The organism is Comamonas sp. wu1-DMT (assembly GCF_040187805.1).
Classification (GTDB): domain Bacteria; phylum Pseudomonadota; class Gammaproteobacteria; order Burkholderiales; family Burkholderiaceae_C; genus Comamonas; species Comamonas thiooxydans.
This window is the reverse complement of sequence record NZ_JBANEM010000002.1, coordinates 358,371-379,080: the sequence shown is the minus strand read 5'-3', so window position 1 is coordinate 379,080 and position 20,710 is coordinate 358,371. Positions and strand designations below refer to the sequence as shown.

Below are 20,710 nucleotides of genomic sequence, written 5' to 3'. Positions count from 1 at the left end.
TGGTTTCCTGCCCTCAGGGATGCCACTGCGTCGCGCGCACAGGGCTGGCGGCCGGTGTGGCGGAGTTGCCGGCCAGCGCATAGGACAGCTTGTTGGCTGCGGCGATCACGGTCCGGGCCAGGGCTTCGAGCCTGGCCTCGGGCAGTCGCGATGCGGGGCCCGAGATGCAGACCGACCCCATGAGCCGCCAGTGCATGCCGAACACCGGCGCCGAGACCGTCGCCACACCTTGCTCGCGCTCGCCGATGGAGCAGTGGTAGCCCTTTCTGCGGATCTGCTCGTAGATTTCGCCGGGCTCGCCCGAGAACGCGAGGATGACGCGGCCCGGCGAGCCCTTGTCCAGTGGCAGCCCCTCGCCCATGCGCGCATGGTGGCGCAGGGCCTGCGGCCCTTCCACGCGTACCAGGCAGGTACGCACATGGCCCTCGCGCACGTAGAAGGCGGCGCTCTCGCCGCTGAGTTGTGTGAGCTCGCGCAGCGCGGGCTCCAGCACGTTCTGCACATCGAAGCCTGCCTGGTAGCGCGCGCCCAGCCAGCCCGAGGAAGGACCCAGCCGCCATTCCCCGTCCTCGCGCTGCACCATGTAGCCCGACCGGGCCAGCGTGCGCGCCAGCCGCAGCACCGTGGTCTTGTGCAGGCCGCAGCGCCGGCTGAGTTCGGCCAGCGAAAGATGCGATTCGCCCAGCGCAAAGGCCTCTAGCAGCTGCAGTGCGCGGGTGACGGCAATGACGCCGTCGCCGGACTTCTGTGCGGATTGGGTTGGGTTGCTCATGATGCAATGCGTTTCATTCTGCGAAACAGCATTGTATGGGTTGAAACGTTTGCCTAAAGTCGCCTCCAGCGGTCGGGGCTTCCGGCTGCACGCATCAGAACACGCTTCAAAGCGACCAACAGGAGACAACAGATGAACTTTCGCCCGCTTTCGCGCGCCTTGCATGTCGCCGTGCTCGGCATCGTGGCCGTAGTCACCCCCTTCGCCGGCGCGCTGGCGCAGCCCGCCTATCCGGCCAAGCCGATCCGCCTGATCGTGCCGTTCCCGCCTGGCGGCGGCACGGACATGATTGCGCGCACCGTGGCGCAGAAGATGGCCGAGCAGAACAAGTGGAGCGTGGTGGTGGACAACCGCCCCGGCGCGGGCGGCAACCTGGGCGTGGACGCTGCGGCCAAGGCCGCGCCCGACGGCTACACCCTGGTCATGGGCCAGACCAGCAATCTCGCCATCAACCCCTGGCTCTACGCCAAGCTGCCCTACGACCCGATCAAGAGCCTGGCGCCCGTGGCCCTGGTGTCCTCGGCGCCCATCGTCATGGCCGCTCCCGCCAACACGCCCTACAAGACCTTTGCCGAGCTGGTGACGGCGGCCAAGGCCAGGCCCGACGGCATCACCCTGGGCTATTCGGGTAACGGCACCGTGGCCCATCTGGCGGGCGAGCAGGCCCAGAAGATTTCGGGCATGAGCCTGCGCCATGTGCCCTACAAGGGAGCAGGCCAGGCCATGACGGACCTGGTGGGCGGACAGATCGACCTGTACATGTCCGCCATTCCCACGCTGCTGGGCCAGGTGCGCAACGGCAAGCTGCGGCCGATTGTCGTGACCTCGTTGGCGCGCTCCAGCCAGCTGCCCGATACGCCCACGCTGGCCGAGCTCGGCTACAAGGACTTCGAGGCCAGCTCCTGGTAGGCGTGCTGGCGCCCGCGGGCACGCCCGAGGCCATCGTGCAGCAGCTCAACAAGGCCATCAACCTGGCCCTGAAGCAGCCCGATGTGGCCGAGAAACTGCGCTCCGAGGGCGGCGATGTGCTGGGCGGAACGCCCCAGGCCTTTGCCCAGCTGCTGCGCACCGAGGTGCCGCGCTGGGGTCGCATCGTCAAGGACTCGGGCGCCAGCCTGGACTGAGGCCGATCACGCCACCGCGCCATCGCGCCGACAAAGCACCCACCGAGCACATCTGCCGCGCCATGCCTGGCGCATATGTCTGGCATGTGCCCTTGCGGGCAGGACGCCGTGCGCCCTGCCACTCCTGCTCCTTCTTTACTTTCACCCCTGCAACCGGACCGAACCGCGGACCTAATCATCATGAGCCAATTTTCAGAAATCATCCGTGACATCGAGCGCGTCAGCGCCGAGGTCGTCCAGAAGGCCTCGAGCTTCCAGGCCGCCATCCTGGCCGACGTGGCAGGCCGCCGCGGCACCATGAACGCACGCGTGGCGCCCGTGCATCAGGATATGAAGCTCGCCGGTCCGGCCTTCACCGTCGAGGTGCGCCCCGGAGACAACCTGATGATCCACGCCGCCATCGCCCTGGCCAAGCCCGGCGATATCCTGGTCATCGACGGCAAGGGAGACCAGACTGCGGCCCTGATGGGTACGCTGATGCTCAGCGCCTGTAAGAAGACAGGCCTTGGCGGCGTGATCGTGGATGGCGCGATCCGCGACAAGCTCGAGCTGCTGGAGCTGGGCTTTCCGGTGTTCAGCGCCGGCTTCAATCCTGCAGGTCCGACCAAGTTCGTGCCCGGTCGCATCAACCACCCCATCTCCTGCGGCGGTGCGACGGTGAACCCGGGCGACCTGGTGGTGGGCGACGCCGACGGCGTGGTCGTGATCGAGCGTGGCAAGGCGCCCGCCATGCTGGCGCTGGCCGACAGGAAAGTGGAAGACGAGGCCGCGCGCATCGAGGCCATCGCCCGCGGCGACACGGCCTCGAGGTGGCTGCCCGCCGCGCTGCGCGCGGCCGGCGTGCTCAAGGAAGGAGAGACGCTGTGAGCACCATCATCGTCACGGGCGCTGACCTGGCGCAGCAGGCCCTGGATCTGCTGCAAGGCCACGACATAGTCTACGCGGGCAAGACGCCCACCGAGCAAGACCTGGTGGCCCTGTGCCGCCGGCATGATCCCGTCGCCATCATCGTGCGCTACGGCAAGGTGGGGGCCGCGGTCATGGACGCCGGACCTTCGCTCAAGGTGATTTCCAAGCACGGCAGCGGCACGGACACCATAGACAAGGCCGAGGCCGCGCAGCGCGGCATCGAGGTCGTGGCAGCGGTTGGCGCCAACGCGGCGGCCGTGGCCGAACAGGCCCTGGCCCTGCTGCTGGCCTGCGCCAAGTCGGTGGTGCAGCTGGACTCGCGCATGCACTCCGGCCATTGGGACAAGGCCACGCACAAAAGCCTGGAGCTGGCCGGGCGCACCGTGGGCCTGGTCGGCCTGGGCGCCATAGGCCTGCGCTTTGCGAAGATGGCCGATGCACTGGGCATGCGCGTGATCGGCTTTGATCCCTTTGCGGGCCAGTTGCCCAGCTACGTGCAGGCCGTGGACCTGGATACGCTGTGGCGCGAAAGCGATGCGATCTCGCTGCACTGCCCGCTGACCGACGACAACCGCAATCTGCTCAACGCCACAACCCTGGCGTGCTGTAGGCGCGGCGTGATTGTGGTCAACACCGCGCGCGGCGGTCTCATCGACGAGGCCGCGCTGCTGGCCGCCGTGCAGCAAGGCCAGGTCAGCGCCGCGGGCCTGGACAGCTTTGCCGTTGAGCCCATGGCGGCTGGCCACCCGTTCCTGCACCAGCCGGGTTTCATCCTCAGTCCGCACATCGGCGGCGTGACCTCGGATGCCTATGTGAACATGGGAGTGGGAGCGGCGCGCAACGTGCTGGCGGTGCTGGAGCGCGCGAGCGTCTCCTGAGCCGGCGCCTGCCTTGCAAGGCCGATGAGACTGGTTGCGGGCTTTGCTGCGGGCGGGTGAGGCATCGATGCGGTGCGCTCTTTCCCGCCCTAGCGCGCGGTGGCGTCCAGTTCTGCGGTGCAGGTCGTGGGGCGGGCCGCCGGTGAAAACCTTGGCCGACTGCATGGCGCGGGAGCGCAGGAGCGCAGGCAGCCCGGCCTCCTTGCGGTCGATATCTGTGGCGCGTCGAGGGGCGACGGCCGACTCAGGCTGCGGCCTGCTTGGCCGCGCCGCGATAGCGCTCCAGCCAGTGGGCATAGGGTGCGGGCAAGGTCCAGTCGGGGCGGTCCACGCCCAGGCTTTGCGCCAGCTGATAGGTGTAATGCGGGTTGGCCAGATGGGCGCGGCCTATCATCACCAGATCCACCTGGCCGTCTGCCACGATGCGCTCGGCAATCTGTGGATCATCCATGCCCCAGCCTGAGGCCACGGGCAGGCCGGCGCTGCGGCTCACGCGCTGGGCAATGGGAGCGAGGAAGGCGGGCGTGCCCCAGGGAATCTTCACATCGGGAATCACGAAGTTGACGCTGACGTTGAGCAGATCCAAGCCGCGCTCGCGCATCTGGCGCGTCACGGCAATCGATTCCTCCAGGGTTTCTTCGTCGCGGCCGTCGTACTCGATGACGCCGAAACGCGCTGTCAGCGGCAGATGCTCGGGCCAGACCTCGCGCACCTTGGCCACGGTCTCCAGCAGAAAGCGGGCACGGTTGCTGAAGCTGCCGCCATAGGCATCGTCGCGCTGGTTGCTGTGGGCCGAGAAAAAACTCTGCGCCAGATAGCCGTGGGCAAAGTGCAGCTCCAGCCATTCGAAGCCGGCTGCCAGGGCACGGCGCGCTGCCGCGACAAAGTCGTCCTGTACGCGGGCGATGTCCGCAAGCGTCATAGCGCGGGGAACACGGGGCAGACCGCCGCCAAAGGCGATGGCCGATGGCGCAATCGGCTGCCAGCCTCGGGCATCGCCTTCGGCAATATGGTCGTCGCCTTCCCAGGGATTGTTGGCGCTGGCCTTGCGTCCGGCATGGCCGATCTGGATGCCGGGCACAGCGCCTGCGGCCTTGATGCCGGCGGCAATGCGTGACATGCCTTCGATCTGGCCGTCGTTCCAAAGACCGGTGCAGTCGGGCGAGATGCGGCCCTCGGGCGACACGCCCGTGGCTTCGACAATCACCAGCCCCGCGCCGCCGCGCGCCATGGAGGCGTAGTGGACCTGGTGCCAGTCATTGGTGAGACCGTCCACGGCGCTGTACTGGCACATCGGCGGAATGGCGATGCGATTGCGCAGGGTCAGGCTTTTGAGGGCGAAAGGGGTAAAGAGTGCAGACATGCGGAGTATTGGTGGTGCGAATGGAGTGAGCCAGCAGTCCAGCGGCAATGCAGGATGCAAAAGGTTTGATAGCGACTAGCGCTTTTCATTGCTTGTTTTCAGAATGAAATCAATCTGAAATCCAATGAATGAAGTTGCTGACAGCTATCAAAAAATCAAGGAAAGCGGGTTCGGAAAGCGGCGGATACAGGTCCTGGGCAATGATCTCGCCGGAGGCGAAGTTTTCGGTGTTGCCCGGCATGTAGTCGGCGGGCCAGTGAATGCTGTGCATGCAGGGCTTCTGTCGAAGGGAGTGGGGAAATGATGGGGTCTGTGATGAAATAAATCCAATCGATATTTCTGATTTATGAAATCATGCCGACTGATATCAAGAGTCTGGACCTGAATCTGCTCAAGGCCCTGGATGCGCTGCTGGACGAGCGCAGCGTGACGCGCGCGGCCGAGCGTCTGGCGCTGACCCAGCCGGCGGTCAGCGGCATGCTGACGCGGCTGCGCGAGAGCTTCGACGATCCCTTGTTCGTGCGCACGCAGCGCGGCATCGCCCCCACGCTGCGCGCGCTGGCACTGGCCGGGCCGCTCAAGGAATTGCTGTGCAATGCCGAAGCGCTGCTGCGTCCCCAGGCCTTTGATCCGGCCACAGCACATATGACGCTGCGCATTGCCGCCACGGATTACGCGCTGCAGGCGGTGGTGCTACCGTTTCTGGCCGTGTTGCGCCAGCGCGCGCCCGGTCTGTGCGTGGCCGTGGTGCCGGCACAGCATCTGCCGCTGCACGAGCGGCTGGAACGTGGCGATATCGATCTGGCGCTGGTCACGCCGGAGCGCACGGCCCCCGATCTGCATGCGCGCCGGCTGTTCGATGAACGCTATGTCTGCGTGATGCGCCAGGGCCATCCCGATGCGCGCCGGCGTGGCCTGTCACTGGAGCGTTTCTGCGCTCTGGACCATGCGCTGGTGTCCTATGACGGAGGCGGTTTTCATGGTGTGACGGACGAGGCGCTGGAGCGATTGGGGCGGCGCCGGCGCGTGGCGCTGTCCGTGACCAGCTTTCTGGTGCTGCCCGAAATCCTGCGCAGCAGCGATCTGATTGCCGTCGTGCCGCGGCGTCTGGTCAAGCCCGACTCGGGGCTGGTAGTGCTGGATCCGCCGCTGGAGATTCCGGGCTTCACCAAGACGGCTGCCTGGCATGCGCGCACCCATCGCTCTGCGGGGCACCAGTGGGCGCGAGAGCTGTTGTTCGAGTTGGCGCAGGCCGGCGGGATGGACGTGGAATGAGCGCGGCCCGCAGAAACCGTGGCGGTTTCTGCGGGCCGAGGTGAGGGCAGATTCCTGCCGGGGCCCGGCATGGCGCCGGGCCATTCACATCATCAGTGGCCGGATGCGCCTGCCGCACCCAGACCGGTTTCCGAACGCACTTGCTGCGCAGGGAACACGGCGCGCTCCTTGGCAGCCTGAGCGCTCTTGTCGAGCACGGAGAACAGCCACACGCCGAAGAAGCCGATCGCCATGGAGAACAGTGCAGGCGAGGCGTAGGGGAACCATGCCGAGCCGGCCGGGTTGCCCAAGGTGCCTTCCCATACCGAGGGCGACACAATGGTCAGGCCCACGGAGGAGACCAGGCCCATGAAGCCGCCGATGACGGCGCCCTTGGTGGTGCAGTTCTTCCACAGCACGGACAGCAGCAGCGGCGGGAAGTTGGCCGAAGCCGCCACGGCAAAGGCCAGCGAGACCATGAAGGCGATGTTCTGCTTCTCGAACACGATGCCCAGCAGCACGGCCACAAAGCCCAGGCACAGCGTGGTGATGCGCGAGACCTTGAGTTCGGAGGCGCTGTCGGCCTTGCCCTTCTTGATGACGGTGGCGTAGAGGTCGTGCGAGACGGCCGAGGCGCCGGACAGGGTCAGACCTGCGACCACGGCGAGAATCGTGGCAAAGGCCACGGCCGAGATGAAGCCGTAGAACACATCGCCGCCCACGGTCTTGGCCACCAGCACGGCCGCCATATTGGCCGTGCCTGCGCCGCCGTGGATCACGCCCTTGGCCGTGTCCGCCATTTCGGGGTTGGTGAGCACCAGGGTGATGGCGCCGAAGCCGATGATGAAGATCAGCACATAGAAGTAGCCGATCCAGGTCGTGGCCCAGAACACGCTCTTGCGTGCTTCCTTGGCGTCAGGCACGGTGAAGAAGCGCATCAGGATGTGGGGCAGGCCCAAGGTGCCGAACATCAGCGCCATGCCGAAGCTGATGGCGGAGATCGGGTCCTTGATGAAGCCGCCCGGACCCATGATGGCCAGGCCGAGCTTTTCCGCCACGGATGGCTCTGCGCCGCCATTTGCGGCGATCTGGGTGCGAACCTTCACACCTTCGGCAAACAGTGCCTCGGGGCTGAAGCCGTACTTGGCCAGCACCATGAAGCCCATGAAGGTCACGCCGGCCAGCAGCAGGCAGGCCTTAATGATCTGCACCCAGGTGGTGGCCGTCATGCCGCCGAACAGCACATAGATCATCATCAGGCCGCCGACCAGCACCACGGCAATCCAGTAGTCCAGACCGAACAGCAGCTTGATCAGCTGGCCTGCGCCCACCATCTGGGCAATCAGATAGAAGGCCACCACGACCAGCGTGCCGCAGGAGGCAAAAATCCGGAAGGGCTTTTGCTCGAAACGGTAGCCGGCCACGTCGGCAAAAGTGAAGCGGCCCAGATTGCGCAGGCGTTCCGCCAGCAGAAAAGTCAGAATCGGCCAGCCGACCAGAAAGCCGATGGAGTAGATCAGGCCGTCATAGCCGCTGGCCATGACGGAGGCCGAGATGCCCAGGAAGGAGGCGGCGGACATATAGTCGCCCGCAATCGCCAGACCGTTCTGAAAGCCGGTGATGCCGCCGCCTGCAGTATAGAAATCGGAAGCCGACTTGGTGCGGCCCGCCGCCCATTTGGTGATCCACAGGGTTGCCACCACAAAGGCGGTGAACATGATGATGGCCGTCCAGTTGGTGGCCTGCTTGGCGGCGTTGCCGACGTCGCCGCCAGCGGCCAGCACGGGAGCTGTCGCGACCAGCGCCGCAGCGCCCGCCAGCCATTGGGAAGAGATGCGCTGCTTCATTGCTTGATGCCTTTGAGAATGTCGCGGGTGAGCTGATCAAACTCGTTGTTGGCGCGGCGCACATAGAGGCCGGTAATGATCACGGAAAAAATGATGACGCCCATGCCGATGGGAATGCCCAGCGTGGTCACTCCAGCGCCTATGGGCCGAGCCAGGAATTCCTTGTCGAATGCGATCAGCGCGACATAGCCGTAGTACACGATCAGCATCAGGACGGTCAGCGCCAGGCCGAGGCGATTGCGCTTGCGGCGCAGCTGCTGGTAGGCGGGGTTGCTTTGGATGGTCTCTATCACCGGGTCTCGCACAGCGTTGTCTCCTTTGAAGTTTTCCAGCCTGCCATCAGGTGCTCGGTGGCTTGCTTGCGATGCATTCTGAGAAGCCCGTCTGACCGTCTCCTTACTTACGATATCGGTGTTTGCCCCTGGTTTTTCACATCAAAAAAAAAACCAATCCGGGTAAGTGCGGAGAGGGTCGGGTAATGCCCAGTCTTGAATTTTTGAGAAGCATTTTTTTGTAAGTTAGCGGTCAGTTGTCGCTTTGATATTGGGCAAACAGGTGAGTTGGCAGCGCCTGAAATTCCAAAACCTAGGAGACAAACATGGCCATCAATGCGACAGCACATATGGGAGGTAAATCGGCCCCAAGGCCGATGAGCCCGGAAGAGCGCAAAGTCATCTTTGCGTCTTCCCTCGGAACCGTTTTCGAGTGGTACGACTTCTATCTGTACGGATCTCTGGCAGCCATCATCGCCAAGCAGTTCTTCAGCGGTCTGGATGCAGGATCGGCATTCATCTTCGCGTTGCTGGCCTTTGCGGCAGGCTTCATCGTGCGCCCCTTCGGCGCGCTGGTGTTCGGCCGTCTGGGCGACATGATCGGGCGCAAGTACACCTTCCTGGTGACGATTCTGATCATGGGCCTGTCCACCTTCATCGTCGGCATCTTGCCCAACTACGCCAGCATTGGCGTGGCCGCTCCCGTCATCCTGATCGCGCTGCGCATGCTGCAAGGTCTGGCCCTGGGCGGTGAGTACGGCGGCGCTGCCACCTATGTGGCAGAACATGCGCCGCATGGCAAGCGCGGTGCTTACACCTCGTGGATTCAGACCACGGCAACGCTGGGCCTGTTCCTGTCGCTGCTGGTGATTCTGGGTGTGCGTACCTCGATGGGCGAAGAGAAGTTTGCCGACTGGGGCTGGCGTATTCCCTTCCTGGTTTCCATTTTGCTGCTGGCCATCTCGGTCTGGATTCGCATGACGCTGTCCGAGTCTCCAGCCTTCCAGAAGATGAAGGCCGAGGGCAAGGTGTCCAAGGCGCCTCTGACTGAGTCGTTCGGTCAGTGGAAGAACCTCAAGATCGTGATTCTGGCGCTGGTCGGCCTGACTGCCGGCCAGGCTGTGGTCTGGTATACCGGCCAGTTCTATGCGTTGTTCTTTTTGACGCAGCAGCTCAAGGTCGATGCCGTGACGGCCAATCTGATGATTGCCGCCGCACTGCTGATCGGCACGCCTTTCTTTGTGATCTTCGGCACGCTGTCCGACAAGATCGGTCGCAAGCCCATCATCATGCTGGGCTGCATTCTGGCCGTGTTGACCTACTTCCCGGTCTTCAAGGCGCTGACCGAAGCCGCCAACCCAGACCTGGCTGCGGCTCAAGCCAAGAACAAGGTGGTCATCGTGGCCGATCCTGCGGAGTGCTCCTTCCAGTTCAACCCCACAGGCACGACCAAGTTCACCAGTTCCTGCGACGTGGCCAAGCAGGTGCTGGCTGCGGGTTCCGTGAGTTATGAAACCGAAGAGGCTGCTGCAGGCACGCAGGCCATGATCCGTATCGGTGCAACCGAGATTCCTTCGTTCTCGCTCAAGGGCCTGAGCCCTGAAGACGCCAAGGCCAAGGACGGTGCGTTCAAGAAGACTGTGGCTGAAGAACTGGCCAAGGATGGCTATCCCACCAAGGCCGACCCCGCCAAGATGAACAAGGTCATGATGGTCGTGATCCTGACCTATCTGGTGCTGCTGGTGACCATGGTCTACGGCCCCATCGCCGCCATGCTGGTGGAGCTGTTCCCGACACGCATCCGCTACACCTCGATGAGCTTGCCCTATCACATCGGTAACGGCTGGTTTGGCGGTCTGCTGCCCACCATGTCCTTCGCCATCGTGGCGCAGACCGGCAATATGTACAACGGTCTCTGGTACCCCATCATCATCGCTGGTGTGACGGCCGTGATCGGCACGCTGTTCGTGCCCGAAACCAAGGATCGCGACATCTACGCCGAAGACTGATGCCAGGCGCTGATGCTGCAATTTATGCAGCATCGCATCAAAGACCTGCAAGGCTTGTGCTTTGCAGGTCTTTTTTATTTGCCTCAGCACTAGTGGGTTACAGCAGTGTGGCAACAAAGCATCATTGCGTTACTTTTTTGCGATGGAAATCATGCTTTTGAGAGGGGGCAACCTAGAATCACACCTAGCCGCGAGAGGGCCAACAACCTACAAGCCAATGCGGTGCAAAAAACACTATCCCAGGACATAGGAGCACTGAATGACCAAGATGACTCGCATCGCACTGGCCGCACTGGCTGTGATGGGCGCAACCACCGCAATGGCACAGAGCAGCGTGACGCTGTACGGCCGTATCAACACCACAGTCGAACGCCAGAAGGTGGGCGATGAGTCGGTGTCCGGCCTGTACAACAATGCTTCCCGCTGGGGCATTCGCGGTACCGAAGATCTGGGTGGCGGCCTGAAGGCAGGCTTCACTCTGGAGTCCGGCTTCAACTCCGACACCGGTACCGGTTCCGCCTGGACCCACCCCACCTCCGGCATGTCCTTTGCGCGTCAGAGCGAAGTGAACCTGTCCGGCGGCTTCGGCATGATCCGTCTGGGCAACTTCGTCCCCGAGTCCTACTACGCAACTGCTGACTACATCAGCATGCACAACCACGACACCGGTTCTTCTTCCGATGCGCTGTACTACGATCCCGTCTGGTTCGGCGGTCTGAGCACCAAGAACAAGATCGGCTATCGCACCCCCAACATGGGCGGCCTGACGGTGGATGCCTCCGTGTCTATGCACGAGAAGGACCCCACTGTCGGTCCTCGCAAGAACGGCTACGACCTGGCTGCCAACTACGCCACCGGTCCTCTGCACCTGGGCGCAGGCTTCAGCAAGGTGGGTGACAACTGGCAAGCTGCTCTGCGCGGCCTGTACACATTCGGTCAAGTGACTCTGGGTGCCTACTACCAGCGTAACAAGGACGACAACCAGATCACAGGCACCGGCGCTGGTTCGCGCAACAACTTCCGTCTGTCGGCCATGTACACCATGGGCGCTTCGGAATTCCATGCCAACGTGGGTCACGCCAACAAGTGGAGCCATATTGCTGACTCCGCCGCCACTCAGTGGACTCTGGGCTACAACTACAACCTGAGCAAGCGCACCAAGGTGTATGGCTACTACACCAAGGTGAACAACAGCAAGGGTGCGAACTATGTGACCGGTACTGCCGGCGCGGACTTCAGCTCCTTCGCTCTGGGCGTGCGTCACAACTTCTAATTTGTGCACCGCGCAAGCGGTGTCTCCAGCAGCTGCAGCTGATAATGCAGACCATTACTCCAAGTTCATACCCCATGTCGCAAGGCATGGGGTTTTTTCTTATGTGCAGCCTGTCTGGCAGTAAGCCACGCGCAAACTCGCTCAGGCTCAATGGTCGTGCTGACTGGTGTGGCACGAGCGGCTGCACCAGCTGCTTATTCATAACACTTTGGAGACTGATATGTGGAAGCTGGCGATTGGTTTTGTGGTGTTTGCTGCCGTTGCGCTGTTTGTCATCATGAAGGCGGGCGACAAGGTGGATATGAGTGGAGAAAAGCATGGTGCGGATGCGATTCATGCACCGGCAGAATCCAAATGAGGGCAGCAGCTCTCGATCAAAGTCCCGCCAGCCGGGGCTTTTTTGTGGAGGCCCTGGCTGCACGTTGAAACGGTAATGCACATGCGCACCCCAGGCTCTTGTCAGGACTGCCTAGAATGTTTGGCCTCCATAGAAAAGACCGCAGAACATGACGCAGGGCCTGATCCGTATCCGTGGTGCTCGCCAGCACAATCTTCGCAATCTGGACATCGATATCCGTACCGGTGAGCTGACCGTGGTCACCGGCCCCAGCGGCTCGGGCAAGTCCAGTCTGGTGTTCGACACCTTGTACGCCGAAGGTCAGCGCCGCTATGTCGAGACCTTCTCCGCCTATGCGCGCCAGTTCCTCGATCGCATGGACAAGCCGGCCGTGGACAAGGTCGAGGGTGTGCCTCCCGCGATTGCCATCGATCAGACCAACCCGGTGCGCAACTCGCGCTCCACCGTGGGCACGATGACGGAGATCAACGATCACCTCAAGCTGCTGTTTGCGCGCGCGGCCCAGTTGTTCGACAGCAGGACGGCCCTGCCGGTGCGCCACGATACGGCGGACAGCATCTATGCCGAACTGGCCCAGCGCTGCGAGGCCGCGGGCGATCCGCGCATTGCCATCACCTTCCCGGTGGAGCTGCCGGCCAATACCTCGGCCGAAGAGGTGGAGCAATGGCTGTCTGCCAGCGGCTTCACCAAGGTGCAGGCCGAGCGCGAAGTGGAGCGCGCTCACCCAGCAGCTGATGAGGTCGCCAAGGGCAAGAAAAAGGCCAAGCCAGCCCCCGAGAAGATCAAGGTGCTGGATGTGATTGCCGACCGCTTTCGCCTCGGCAAGGCCGAGCGGTCCCGCGCCATGGAGGCGATCGAGGTGGGCCTCAAGCGCGGCAGCGGCAGGCTCACGGTCTATGTGTTGCCTGAAAGCGGTGTTGAGTCGGCCGAGCCCGAGCTGTGGAAGTTCTCGCTGGGTCTGCATTGCCCCGAGAGCAATCTGACCTATCAGGAGCCGATTCCCTCGCTGTTTTCCTTCAACTCCGCGGTGGGCGCCTGCGATGCCTGCCGTGGTTTCGGCCGAGTCATAGGGGTGGACTGGGGACTGGTGATTCCCAATGAAAAGCTCACCTTGCGCACCGGTGTCATCAAGCCGATCCAGACGCCGGCCTGGAAGGAGATTCAGGACGATTTGATGCGCCATTCCGAGGCCGAGGGCATTCCACGCGATACGGCCTGGTCCAAGCTGACCCAGGCGCAGAAGGACTGGGTGATCGAAGGCTCGCCCAATTGGAACGGCAAGTGGAGCCAGACCTGGTATGGCATTCGCCGCTTTTTCGAGTATCTCGAAAGCAAGGCCTACAAGATGCATATCCGGGTGCTGCTGTCCAAGTACCGCAGCTATACCGAATGCCCGACATGCGGAGGTGCGCGTCTCAAGACCGAAAGCCTGCTCTGGCGCATAGGCGGCAAGCAGGCTGCGGATGCCGTGCTGCCGCCCGGCGACGAGAGCGGCAGATACCAGCGCTTCATGCCGCAGGCGGTGGGCTGGAGCCGCGAGCAGCTGGAAAGCCTGCCTGGCCTGTGTCTGCATGACCTGATGCGCCTGCCGATCACGCGCCTGCGTGACTTCTTTGCGCAGCTGGCGCCAGACAACAACGCCGTTAAAAATGATGGTGAAGCCCAGGCCTTGAAGATGCTGCATGCAGAAGTCATGACGCGGCTGCAGTATCTGTGCGATGTGGGCATAGGCTATCTCACGCTGGACCGTCAGAGCCGCACGCTGAGCGGTGGCGAGGTGCAGCGCATCAATCTGACCACCGCTTTGGGCACTTCGCTGGTCAATACCTTGTTCGTGCTCGACGAGCCATCGATAGGTCTGCACCCGCGCGATATGGAACGCATCACCGAGGCCATGCAGCGCCTGCGCGATGCGGGCAATACGCTGGTTGTGGTGGAGCATGACCCGGCCGTGATGTTTGCCGCCGACCGCATGATAGACATGGGGCCGGGCCCCGGTGCACGCGGCGGCCAGATCGTGTTCGACGGCACGCCCGAGGATCTGCGCCAGGCCGATACCCTCACCGGCGCCTATCTGGGCGGGCGCAAGCAGGTGGGCTTCGGTCTCAAGCGCATGGTGACCGAGAGCACGCCGCGCCTGATTCTCGAAGGCGCGCGCGAGCACAATCTGCGCGATATCAGCGTGGACTTTCCGCTGCAGCGCCTGGTCACCATCACCGGCGTTTCGGGCTCGGGCAAATCCACGCTGATCCAGGATGTGCTGGTGCCAGCGCTGATGCGCCATTTCGGCAAGCCCACCGATGCGGCGGGCGCGTTCGAGCGCCTGCTGGGCGCGGACCATCTGGCCGATGTGATGTTCGTGGACCAGTCGCCCATCGGCAAGACGGCGCGCTCCAACCCGGTCAGCTATGTGGGCGCCTGGGATGCGATCCGCGAGCTGTTCGCCGTGGCGCCGCTGTCGCGCCAGCGCGGCTACACGGCTGCCAAGTTCAGCTTCAACAGCGGCGACGGCCGCTGCCCGACCTGCGGCGGCTCGGGCTTCGAGCATGTGGAGATGCAGTTCCTCTCGGATGTCTATCTGCGCTGCCCCGATTGCAACGGCACGCGTTATCGCCCCGAGATTCTGGAGGTGAAAATCGAGCGCAACGGCCAGCCGCTGAATGTGGCCGATGTGCTGGAGCTCACGGTGGCCGAAGCCGCGCTGCTGTTTGCGCAGGACCGCGATGTGATCCGCGCGCTGCAGCCTATCGTCGATGTGGGCCTGGAATACGTGAAGCTCGGCCAGCCGGTGCCCACGCTGTCGGGCGGCGAGGCGCAGCGCTTGAAACTGGCAGGCTTCCTGGCCGAGGCGGCCAAGGCGCAGTCCAAATCCAAGCAGTCGCTGGCCAGGAAAGGCACGCTGTTCCTGTTCGACGAGCCCACGACCGGCCTGCATTTCGAAGATATTGCCAAGCTCATGCGCGCATTGCGCAAGCTGCTTGAAGCGGGCCACTCGCTGATCGTCATCGAGCACAACCTGGACGTGATTCGCGCCAGTGACTGGCTCATCGATCTGGGCCCCGAAGGCGGCGATGGCGGCGGTCTGATAGTGGCCCAGGGCACGCCTGAAGATGTGCGCCATGTGCAAGAGTCGCACACGGCCCAGGCCTTGCGTGAATACGACCTGGCCATGGGCGTGGGCGGCGAGGCGGTGCGCGAAGTCGCGCCCATGCTCTACAAACCAGAGCGCAAAGCCAAGGCCGCACAAGCGCTGCAGGCCAAGAATTCGATTGAAATCGTCAACGCCAAGGAGCACAACCTCAAGTCGCTGACGGTCGATGTGCCGCGCGGCAAGTTCAATGTGGTGACCGGTGTCTCGGGTTCCGGAAAATCCACGCTGGCTTTCGACATTCTGTTCAACGAAGGCCAGCGTCGCTATCTCGAATCGCTCAATGCCTATGCGCGCTCCATCGTGCAGCCTGCGGGCCGTCCCGAGGTCGATGCGGTCTACGGCATTCCGCCCACGGTGGCCATCGAGCAGCGCCTGTCGCGCGGCGGTCGCAAGTCCACGGTGGGCACGACCACCGAGGTCTGGCACTTTCTGCGTCTGCTCTATGTGAAGCTGGGCGTGCAGCACTGCATACACGACGATGCCATCGTGCAGCCGCAGACCGAGGAAAGCATTGCCGCGCAGCTGATGACGAACTTCCGCGGTCAGACCATAGGCCTCTTGAGTCCGCTGGTCGTCAACCGCAAGGGCGTCTATACCGAGCTGGCCGACTGGGCCAGACCCAAGGGCTACACGCATCTGCGCGTGGACGGCGAGTTTCTGCCGACCACGGGCTTTCCGCGCATAGACCGTTTCAAGGAGCACACCATCGAGCTGCCCGTGGCCAGCGTGACGGTGACCGCGGCCAACGAGAAGGAGCTGCGCGGCCATCTGCGCCAGGCGCTGGAGATCGGCAAGGGCGTGCTGCATGTGCTCTCGGGCATCGAGAATCTGGCCGACGCCATGCAGGGCGGCCGGAGCACGGCCGGCATCGGTGCGCTGCAGGTGTTCTCCACCCAGCGCGCCTGCCCGGTCTGCGCCACCAGCTATGCCGAGCTGGACCCGCGTCTGTTCTCCTACAACAGCAAGCATGGCTGGTGTCCCGATTGCGTGGGCACGGGCGTGAAGCTGACCAAGGACCAGCGCAAGGTCTATGACGACACCTTGCTGGCCGACGACAACCGGGGCCGTGAGGTGAAGTTCGAAGGCCAGGAAGTGGAAGATCTGGCTGAAGTCGTTTGTCCCAAATGCCATGGCACACGTCTGAACCCTGTGGCGCGAGCCGTGAAGTTTCACGATGAGGCGATTACCGATATCGCCCAGCTGTCGGTCAGCGATGTGCGCCACTGGATACAGAGCCTGGAGCTCACGGGCCGCGAAGCCGATATTGCGCGCGACCTGATCCCCGAGATCCAGAGCCGTCTCGAATTCCTGGAAGAAGTCGGTCTCAACTATCTGACGCTGGATCGCGGCGCACCTACCCTGAGCGGGGGCGAGGCCCAGCGCATCCGACTGGCCGCACAGCTGGGCAGCAATCTGCAAGGCGTCTGCTATGTGCTGGACGAACCTACCATCGGCCTGCATGCGCGCGACAACCAGATTCTGCTCAATGCCCTGCACAAACTCGGCGACAAGGGCAACACACTGGTGGTGGTGGAGCATGACGAAGACACGATTCGCCGCGCCGACCATGTGATCGATATAGGCCCCAGCGCCGGCATTCGCGGCGGCCGTCTGGTGGCCGAGGGCACGGTGGATGACATCATGGCGGCCAAGGACTCGGTCACGGGGCGCTATCTGCTGCATGCCATGCGCCATCCTTTCAAGCCACGTCTGTGGGTGGGAGAAGGCGAGCCTCCGGTACAGCCGACTGCTATCAATGCAGAAGCTGCTGACGCTGGTGATATGGCAGTTTCAGAGAAGAAACCATCCAAAGCCAAGAAAAAGAAAGCGGTAGCTGCTACTGAAAATGTGGTGCAGCAAGACAGCGACGCCTTGCACTGGCTGACGGTGATGGGCGCGAATCTGCACAATCTGCAGAGCGTGGAGGCCCGGGTTCCGCTCAAGCGGCTGGTGGCCGTGACCGGAGTGTCCGGCTCGGGCAAGTCCACGCTGGCGCGCGATGTGCTGCTGAGCAATGTGGCGGCCTGGGTGCAGCAGCGCTCGACCAAGGCCGGACGCGATGCCATGGATGCCGGCAAGTCGCCGGCGCTCGTGGGCTGCAAGGGACTCAAGGGTTTCGAGACGATTGATCGCGTGCTCGAAGTCGACCAGACGCCGATCGGCAAGACGCCGCGCTCCTGCCCGGCGACCTATATCGGCTTCTGGGACACGATTCGCAAGCTGTTCGCCGAGACCCTGGAGGCCAAGGCCCGCGGCTATGCGGCTGGCCGCTTCTCGTTCAACACGGGCGAAGGCCGTTGCCCGGCCTGCGAAGGCCAGGGCGTGCGCACCATCGAGATGAGCTTTCTGCCCGATGTGAAAGTGCCTTGCGAAGTCTGCCACGGTGCACGCTTCAACCCCGAGACGCTGGCCGTGAGCTGGCGCGGCAAGAGCATTGGCGACGTGCTGCAGATGGAGGTCGACGAGGCCGTGGAGTTCTTCGCCTCCATGCCTTCGATTGCCCATCCGCTGCAGCTGCTGAAAGACGTGGGCCTGGGCTATCTGACCCTGGGCCAGCCATCGCCCACGCTGTCGGGCGGCGAGGCCCAGCGCATCAAGCTGGTGACCGAGCTGACCAAGGTGCGCGACGATATCGGCCGGCGCGGACAGAAGGCTCCGCACACGCTGTATGTGCTGGACGAGCCCACCGTGGGCCTGCACATGGCCGATGTGGACAAGCTCATCCATGTGCTGCACCGCCTTGTCGACGGCGGCCACAGCGTGGTGGTCATCGAGCATGACCTCGACGTGATTGCCGAGGCGGACTGGATCATCGATCTGGGCCCCGAGGGCGGCAAGGACGGTGGGCGCATCGTGGCCACGGGAACCCCCGAGGAGCTTGTGAAGATCGGCACCCACACCGGCAAGGCACTGGCGCCGGTGCTGGCGCGGTAAGAGGCGGCGCGCACCATGTCCTTCTCGCGCAGCGACTTTCCTGCACCGGCGGAGCTGGTGGCCTCGCGTATCGCGTGGATGGCGCAGATCGCGCGCCCATCGCTGCCGCCTGCGGTGCAGGCCTGGATGACCTGGGCGCGTGGCTGGAAGGATGCGCTGCCGTGGTTGCAGCTTCCTGCATGGCGTGAAGGCGCGGGCAACTGGCTCGCGATGCAGCGTGCCACCGATGCGGCAGGGCTGTGGTCTCAGACTGGTGAGTACCGCTTCGGTCTGGACCTCAAGGCCAGCACGCCCGGTGATCTGCGCTGGATCGACGGTGCGGTGGCGGATGGCTGGAGCCCGCACTGGCTGGTGCTGAGCCATGGGCTGGATGGCGACCCGCTGATCGGTGACATGAGCCGGCCCGAGGTGCCTGTGCTGTGGAAGTGGCATGACGAGCCGCACCGCGCGGCCAGGCCATTGTTTGCCTCGCTCGAGGAGTTGATGGCGCATGTGCAGGCCAAGGTCGCCAAAGCGCCACTGGTGCCGCGTGAAACGCGCTCTTCCACCATCTTCTACACCGTGCGCCTGCTGGAGCTTGGACCCGACCCGACTAGGGTCATGCTGGCGCTCAGGAAAATCTTCACGACGCTGTCTGCGCAGGAGCTGCTGAAACTCAAGACCCGGCTGCCGCTGACGCTGCTCGACGATAGCGTCAGCGCCTTGCAAAAAGACCGCCTGGTGCAGCATTTCGGGGCGCTGGGCGCGCGCATGGAAGTGAGCGAACGTCGCTTGTAGCGCGCACGCAAAGGCGGCCGATGCGGCGCATGCAGCGCGTCCTTCCACAACACACCTCACCATCATCACGCATCACCAGTGCCATTTCTGCCAAGGCAGGTGCATGGTGTTCATGGGGCCGCGGCACCGATTATTTGATCGAAAAAAAGGCCCGCGTGATGCACGCAGGCCTTGTGGTCCAGCACAGTCCGCTTTACTGGAAGCCCTGCGTGTGAGGCAGCCAGGTCGACAGCTCGGGGATAAAGGTCAGCAGGCACAGCACGACGAAGTGGGCCAGCAGGAACAGCGGCATCTCGCGCGTCAGCTCGGTGATGAACACGCGCGTGGTTACGGGAACCTCCGAGGCGCTGGTCAGCATCGGCACCCACACCGGCAAGGCACTGGCGCCTGTGCTGGGCAGAGGCTGATGCCGTGGCCCAGGGTCGGGTATTGCCCCGTCTCGGATCGACGTTCAAGCGCTTCTGTACGTGCTTGCCGGGCGAGTGTCGGGCTGGCTTTCAGCCTGCGCTTGCGGGCTGCGGCCTATGGACATGGCGCACAAGGCGGAGACCAGGCCGGCAAACAGGACGTATAGGCAGATCAGCCAGGGCGAGCCGTCACCTGCCTTGATCAGGCTGGTCGCGATGATGGGAGTGATGCCCGCCGCAAAGATGCCCGAGAACTGATAGACGAAGGAGATGCCGGTGTAGCGAACCTTGGCGTCGAAAAGGTCGCAGAAAAGCGCTGCTTCCGGACCATAGACCGATGCATAAAGCACGCCAAACGGAATGACGATGGCAGCCCAGATCAGCATCGCATTGCCGTTGCTATTCGTCATCAGCCAGAAGGCTGGAAAAGCCGAGATGGCAGTAATGAGTGAGCCCCACATATAGGTGCGGGCTCGCCCCAGTCTGTCCGACATACGGCCAAAGAACGGGATGGTCACGCACATCACCACGGCCGCCAGCATTACGCCCATCAGCGCATCGGTGCGCGATATCTTCACAGTGTTGGTCAGGTAGCTGATGGAAAACACGCCGAAGACGTTGAAGAACACGCCGTCGATATAGCGGGCTCCCATGCCCTTGAGCACGTTGCCGGGATAGCGGCGCATCATGTCAAAAAAGGGAATCGCCGTTTCTGCGTTGCGCTCCTTGATGGCAGCAAATTCCGGCGTCTCCTTGACGTGCAGGCGGATGTACATGCCTACCAGTACCATCAGTCCCGATATCAGGAAGGCGATGCGCCAGCCCCAGGTCATGAACTGCTCGTCGGTACACAGCCAGGACAGCAGTGCCACGACGCCCGATGCCATGAACAAGCCTATGGCCAGCCCGATCTGAGGCAGTGATGCGTAGAAGCCTTGCTGGTTCTTGGGTGCATATTCATAGGCCATCAACACGGCTCCGCCCCATTCTCCGCCTAGCCCTATGCCTTGCGCGATACGCAGCAGCAACAGCAAAACGGGTGCGGCGATGCCGATTTGCGCGTAGGTCGGAGTCAGTCCGATGAGAAAGGTAGAAACGCCCATGATCATGAGCGTGATGACCAGCATGCTCTTGCGACCCACCTTGTCGCCGAAGTGGCCGAAGATGATGCCGCCAAGAGGGCGCGTGACAAAGCCGACCGCGAATGTGGTGTAGGCCAGCAAGGTGGAGATGAGCGGGTCTTCTCCGGGAAAGTAGAGTTTGCTGAAAACGATGCCGGCGACAACGCCGTAAAGAAAGAAGTCATACCACTCGATGGTGGCGCCGATGAGAGCAGAGGTGACTACCTTACGAACGACCTTGGGATCACTGTCTTTTGCCAT

Annotated in this window: 14 protein-coding genes and 2 pseudogenes; 9 read left to right on the top strand and 7 right to left on the bottom strand. The window is 63.2% G+C overall.

Translation table 11 applies throughout. From position 1 onward, the window contains the following. Positions 1 to 13: 13 nt before the first annotated feature. Complete coding sequence (locus V8Z78_RS05785; protein WP_057091461.1) at positions 14 to 772, bottom strand: IclR family transcriptional regulator; 759 nt, start codon at positions 770 to 772, stop codon at positions 14 to 16. Positions 773 to 904: 132 nt separating this feature from the next. Here V8Z78_RS05785 and V8Z78_RS05780 point away from each other — a divergent pair. The 3 genes and pseudogenes from V8Z78_RS05780 to V8Z78_RS05770 all read left to right on the top strand — a co-directional run bounded on the left by V8Z78_RS05780 (position 905) and on the right by V8Z78_RS05770 (position 3,683). Next, a pseudogene (locus V8Z78_RS05780) lies at positions 905 to 1,896 on the top strand (Bug family tripartite tricarboxylate transporter substrate binding protein). 180 nt (positions 1,897 to 2,076) lie between these two features. Continuing rightward, on the top strand, positions 2,077 to 2,763 hold the full coding sequence (locus tag V8Z78_RS05775) for an RraA family protein (protein WP_349731055.1): 687 nt from the start codon (positions 2,077 to 2,079) through the stop codon (positions 2,761 to 2,763). Further along, the gene (locus V8Z78_RS05770; RefSeq protein WP_046460967.1) at positions 2,760 to 3,683 is read left to right on the top strand and encodes an NAD(P)-dependent oxidoreductase; all 924 of its coding nucleotides are present in this window, start codon (positions 2,760 to 2,762) and stop codon (positions 3,681 to 3,683) included. Before V8Z78_RS05775 ends, V8Z78_RS05770 begins: the two co-directional genes overlap by 4 nt. A gap of 244 nt (positions 3,684 to 3,927) precedes the next feature. Here the strand turns inward: V8Z78_RS05770 and V8Z78_RS05765 are convergent, their stop codons facing one another. Both V8Z78_RS05765 and V8Z78_RS05760 read right to left on the bottom strand, forming a co-directional pair. After that, on the bottom strand, positions 3,928 to 5,046 hold the full coding sequence (locus tag V8Z78_RS05765; RefSeq protein ID WP_280031368.1) for an NADH:flavin oxidoreductase/NADH oxidase: 1,119 nt from the start codon (positions 5,044 to 5,046) through the stop codon (positions 3,928 to 3,930). Positions 5,047 to 5,155: 109 nt separating this feature from the next. Further along, positions 5,156 to 5,317 (bottom strand): hypothetical protein, encoded by a 162-nt coding sequence (locus tag V8Z78_RS05760; protein WP_280031369.1) that lies wholly within the window; start codon positions 5,315 to 5,317, stop codon positions 5,156 to 5,158. Between the two features lie 83 nt (positions 5,318 to 5,400). Here V8Z78_RS05760 and V8Z78_RS05755 point away from each other — a divergent pair, with 83 nt between their 5' ends. Further along, positions 5,401 to 6,321 (top strand): LysR family transcriptional regulator, encoded by a 921-nt coding sequence (locus tag V8Z78_RS05755; RefSeq protein ID WP_349731054.1) that lies wholly within the window; start codon positions 5,401 to 5,403, stop codon positions 6,319 to 6,321. Positions 6,322 to 6,413: 92 nt separating this feature from the next. On the opposite strand, the gene V8Z78_RS05750 is transcribed toward V8Z78_RS05755, so the two are convergent. Both V8Z78_RS05750 and V8Z78_RS05745 read right to left on the bottom strand, forming a co-directional pair. After that, on the bottom strand, positions 6,414 to 8,147 hold the full coding sequence (locus V8Z78_RS05750; RefSeq protein ID WP_003061684.1) for a cation acetate symporter: 1,734 nt from the start codon (positions 8,145 to 8,147) through the stop codon (positions 6,414 to 6,416). After that, positions 8,144 to 8,452: a DUF485 domain-containing protein gene (locus tag V8Z78_RS05745; protein ID WP_003061686.1), complete on the bottom strand. Its 309-nt coding sequence runs from the start codon at positions 8,450 to 8,452 to the stop codon at positions 8,144 to 8,146. Before V8Z78_RS05745 ends, V8Z78_RS05750 begins: the two co-directional genes overlap by 4 nt. Positions 8,453 to 8,745: 293 nt before the next feature. Here V8Z78_RS05745 and V8Z78_RS05740 point away from each other — a divergent pair, with 293 nt between their 5' ends. The 5 genes from V8Z78_RS05740 (at position 8,746) to V8Z78_RS05720 (ending at position 18,921) form a co-directional block, all read left to right on the top strand. Further along, positions 8,746 to 10,428 carry an MFS transporter gene (locus tag V8Z78_RS05740; RefSeq protein WP_046460970.1) on the top strand — a complete coding sequence of 561 codons (1,683 nt, stop codon included), beginning with the start codon at positions 8,746 to 8,748 and terminating at the stop codon, positions 10,426 to 10,428. 259 nt (positions 10,429 to 10,687) lie between these two features. Continuing rightward, positions 10,688 to 11,701, top strand: coding sequence for a porin (locus V8Z78_RS05735; RefSeq protein ID WP_057091465.1), 1,014 nt, complete (start codon positions 10,688 to 10,690; stop codon positions 11,699 to 11,701). Positions 11,702 to 11,921: 220 nt separating this feature from the next. After that, positions 11,922 to 12,059 carry a hypothetical protein gene (locus tag V8Z78_RS05730; protein WP_003059044.1) on the top strand — a complete coding sequence of 46 codons (138 nt, stop codon included), beginning with the start codon at positions 11,922 to 11,924 and terminating at the stop codon, positions 12,057 to 12,059. A 148-nt stretch (positions 12,060 to 12,207) separates the two neighbouring features. Then, positions 12,208 to 18,144 (top strand): excinuclease ABC subunit UvrA, encoded by a 5,937-nt coding sequence (uvrA, locus tag V8Z78_RS05725; RefSeq protein ID WP_349731053.1) that lies wholly within the window; start codon positions 12,208 to 12,210, stop codon positions 18,142 to 18,144. A 15-nt stretch (positions 18,145 to 18,159) separates the two neighbouring features. Then, positions 18,160 to 18,921 (top strand): hypothetical protein, encoded by a 762-nt coding sequence (locus tag V8Z78_RS05720; protein WP_349731052.1) that lies wholly within the window; start codon positions 18,160 to 18,162, stop codon positions 18,919 to 18,921. A 193-nt stretch (positions 18,922 to 19,114) separates the two neighbouring features. Here V8Z78_RS05720 and V8Z78_RS05715 read toward each other — a convergent pair. Further along, positions 19,115 to 19,252: pseudogene (locus V8Z78_RS05715) on the bottom strand (TRAP transporter large permease); the annotation flags it as partial. Positions 19,253 to 19,372: 120 nt separating this feature from the next. Then, complete coding sequence (locus V8Z78_RS05710; protein ID WP_046460974.1) at positions 19,373 to 20,710, bottom strand: MFS transporter; 1,338 nt, start codon at positions 20,708 to 20,710, stop codon at positions 19,373 to 19,375.

Bases quoted from the DNA above. Each gene is read 5' to 3' on its own strand.
- uvrA (WP_349731053.1), top strand. From the start codon at position 12,208: ATGACGCAGGGCCTGATCCGTATCCGTGGTGCTCGCCAGCACAATCTT.
- V8Z78_RS05735 (WP_057091465.1), top strand. From the start codon at position 10,688: ATGACCAAGATGACTCGCATCGCACTGGCCGCACTGGCTGTGATGGGC.
- V8Z78_RS05730 (WP_003059044.1), top strand. From the start codon at position 11,922: ATGTGGAAGCTGGCGATTGGTTTTGTGGTGTTTGCTGCCGTTGCGCTG.
- V8Z78_RS05750 (WP_003061684.1), bottom strand. From the start codon at position 8,147: ATGAAGCAGCGCATCTCTTCCCAATGGCTGGCGGGCGCTGCGGCGCTG.
- V8Z78_RS05785 (WP_057091461.1), bottom strand. From the start codon at position 772: ATGAGCAACCCAACCCAATCCGCACAGAAGTCCGGCGACGGCGTCATT.
- V8Z78_RS05740 (WP_046460970.1), top strand. From the start codon at position 8,746: ATGGCCATCAATGCGACAGCACATATGGGAGGTAAATCGGCCCCAAGG.
- V8Z78_RS05755 (WP_349731054.1), top strand. From the start codon at position 5,401: ATGCCGACTGATATCAAGAGTCTGGACCTGAATCTGCTCAAGGCCCTG.
- V8Z78_RS05760 (WP_280031369.1), bottom strand. From the start codon at position 5,317: ATGCACAGCATTCACTGGCCCGCCGACTACATGCCGGGCAACACCGAA.
- V8Z78_RS05765 (WP_280031368.1), bottom strand. From the start codon at position 5,046: ATGTCTGCACTCTTTACCCCTTTCGCCCTCAAAAGCCTGACCCTGCGC.
- V8Z78_RS05775 (WP_349731055.1), top strand. From the start codon at position 2,077: ATGAGCCAATTTTCAGAAATCATCCGTGACATCGAGCGCGTCAGCGCC.
- V8Z78_RS05710 (WP_046460974.1), bottom strand. From the start codon at position 20,710: ATGGCAAAAGACAGTGATCCCAAGGTCGTTCGTAAGGTAGTCACCTCT.
- V8Z78_RS05720 (WP_349731052.1), top strand. From the start codon at position 18,160: ATGTCCTTCTCGCGCAGCGACTTTCCTGCACCGGCGGAGCTGGTGGCC.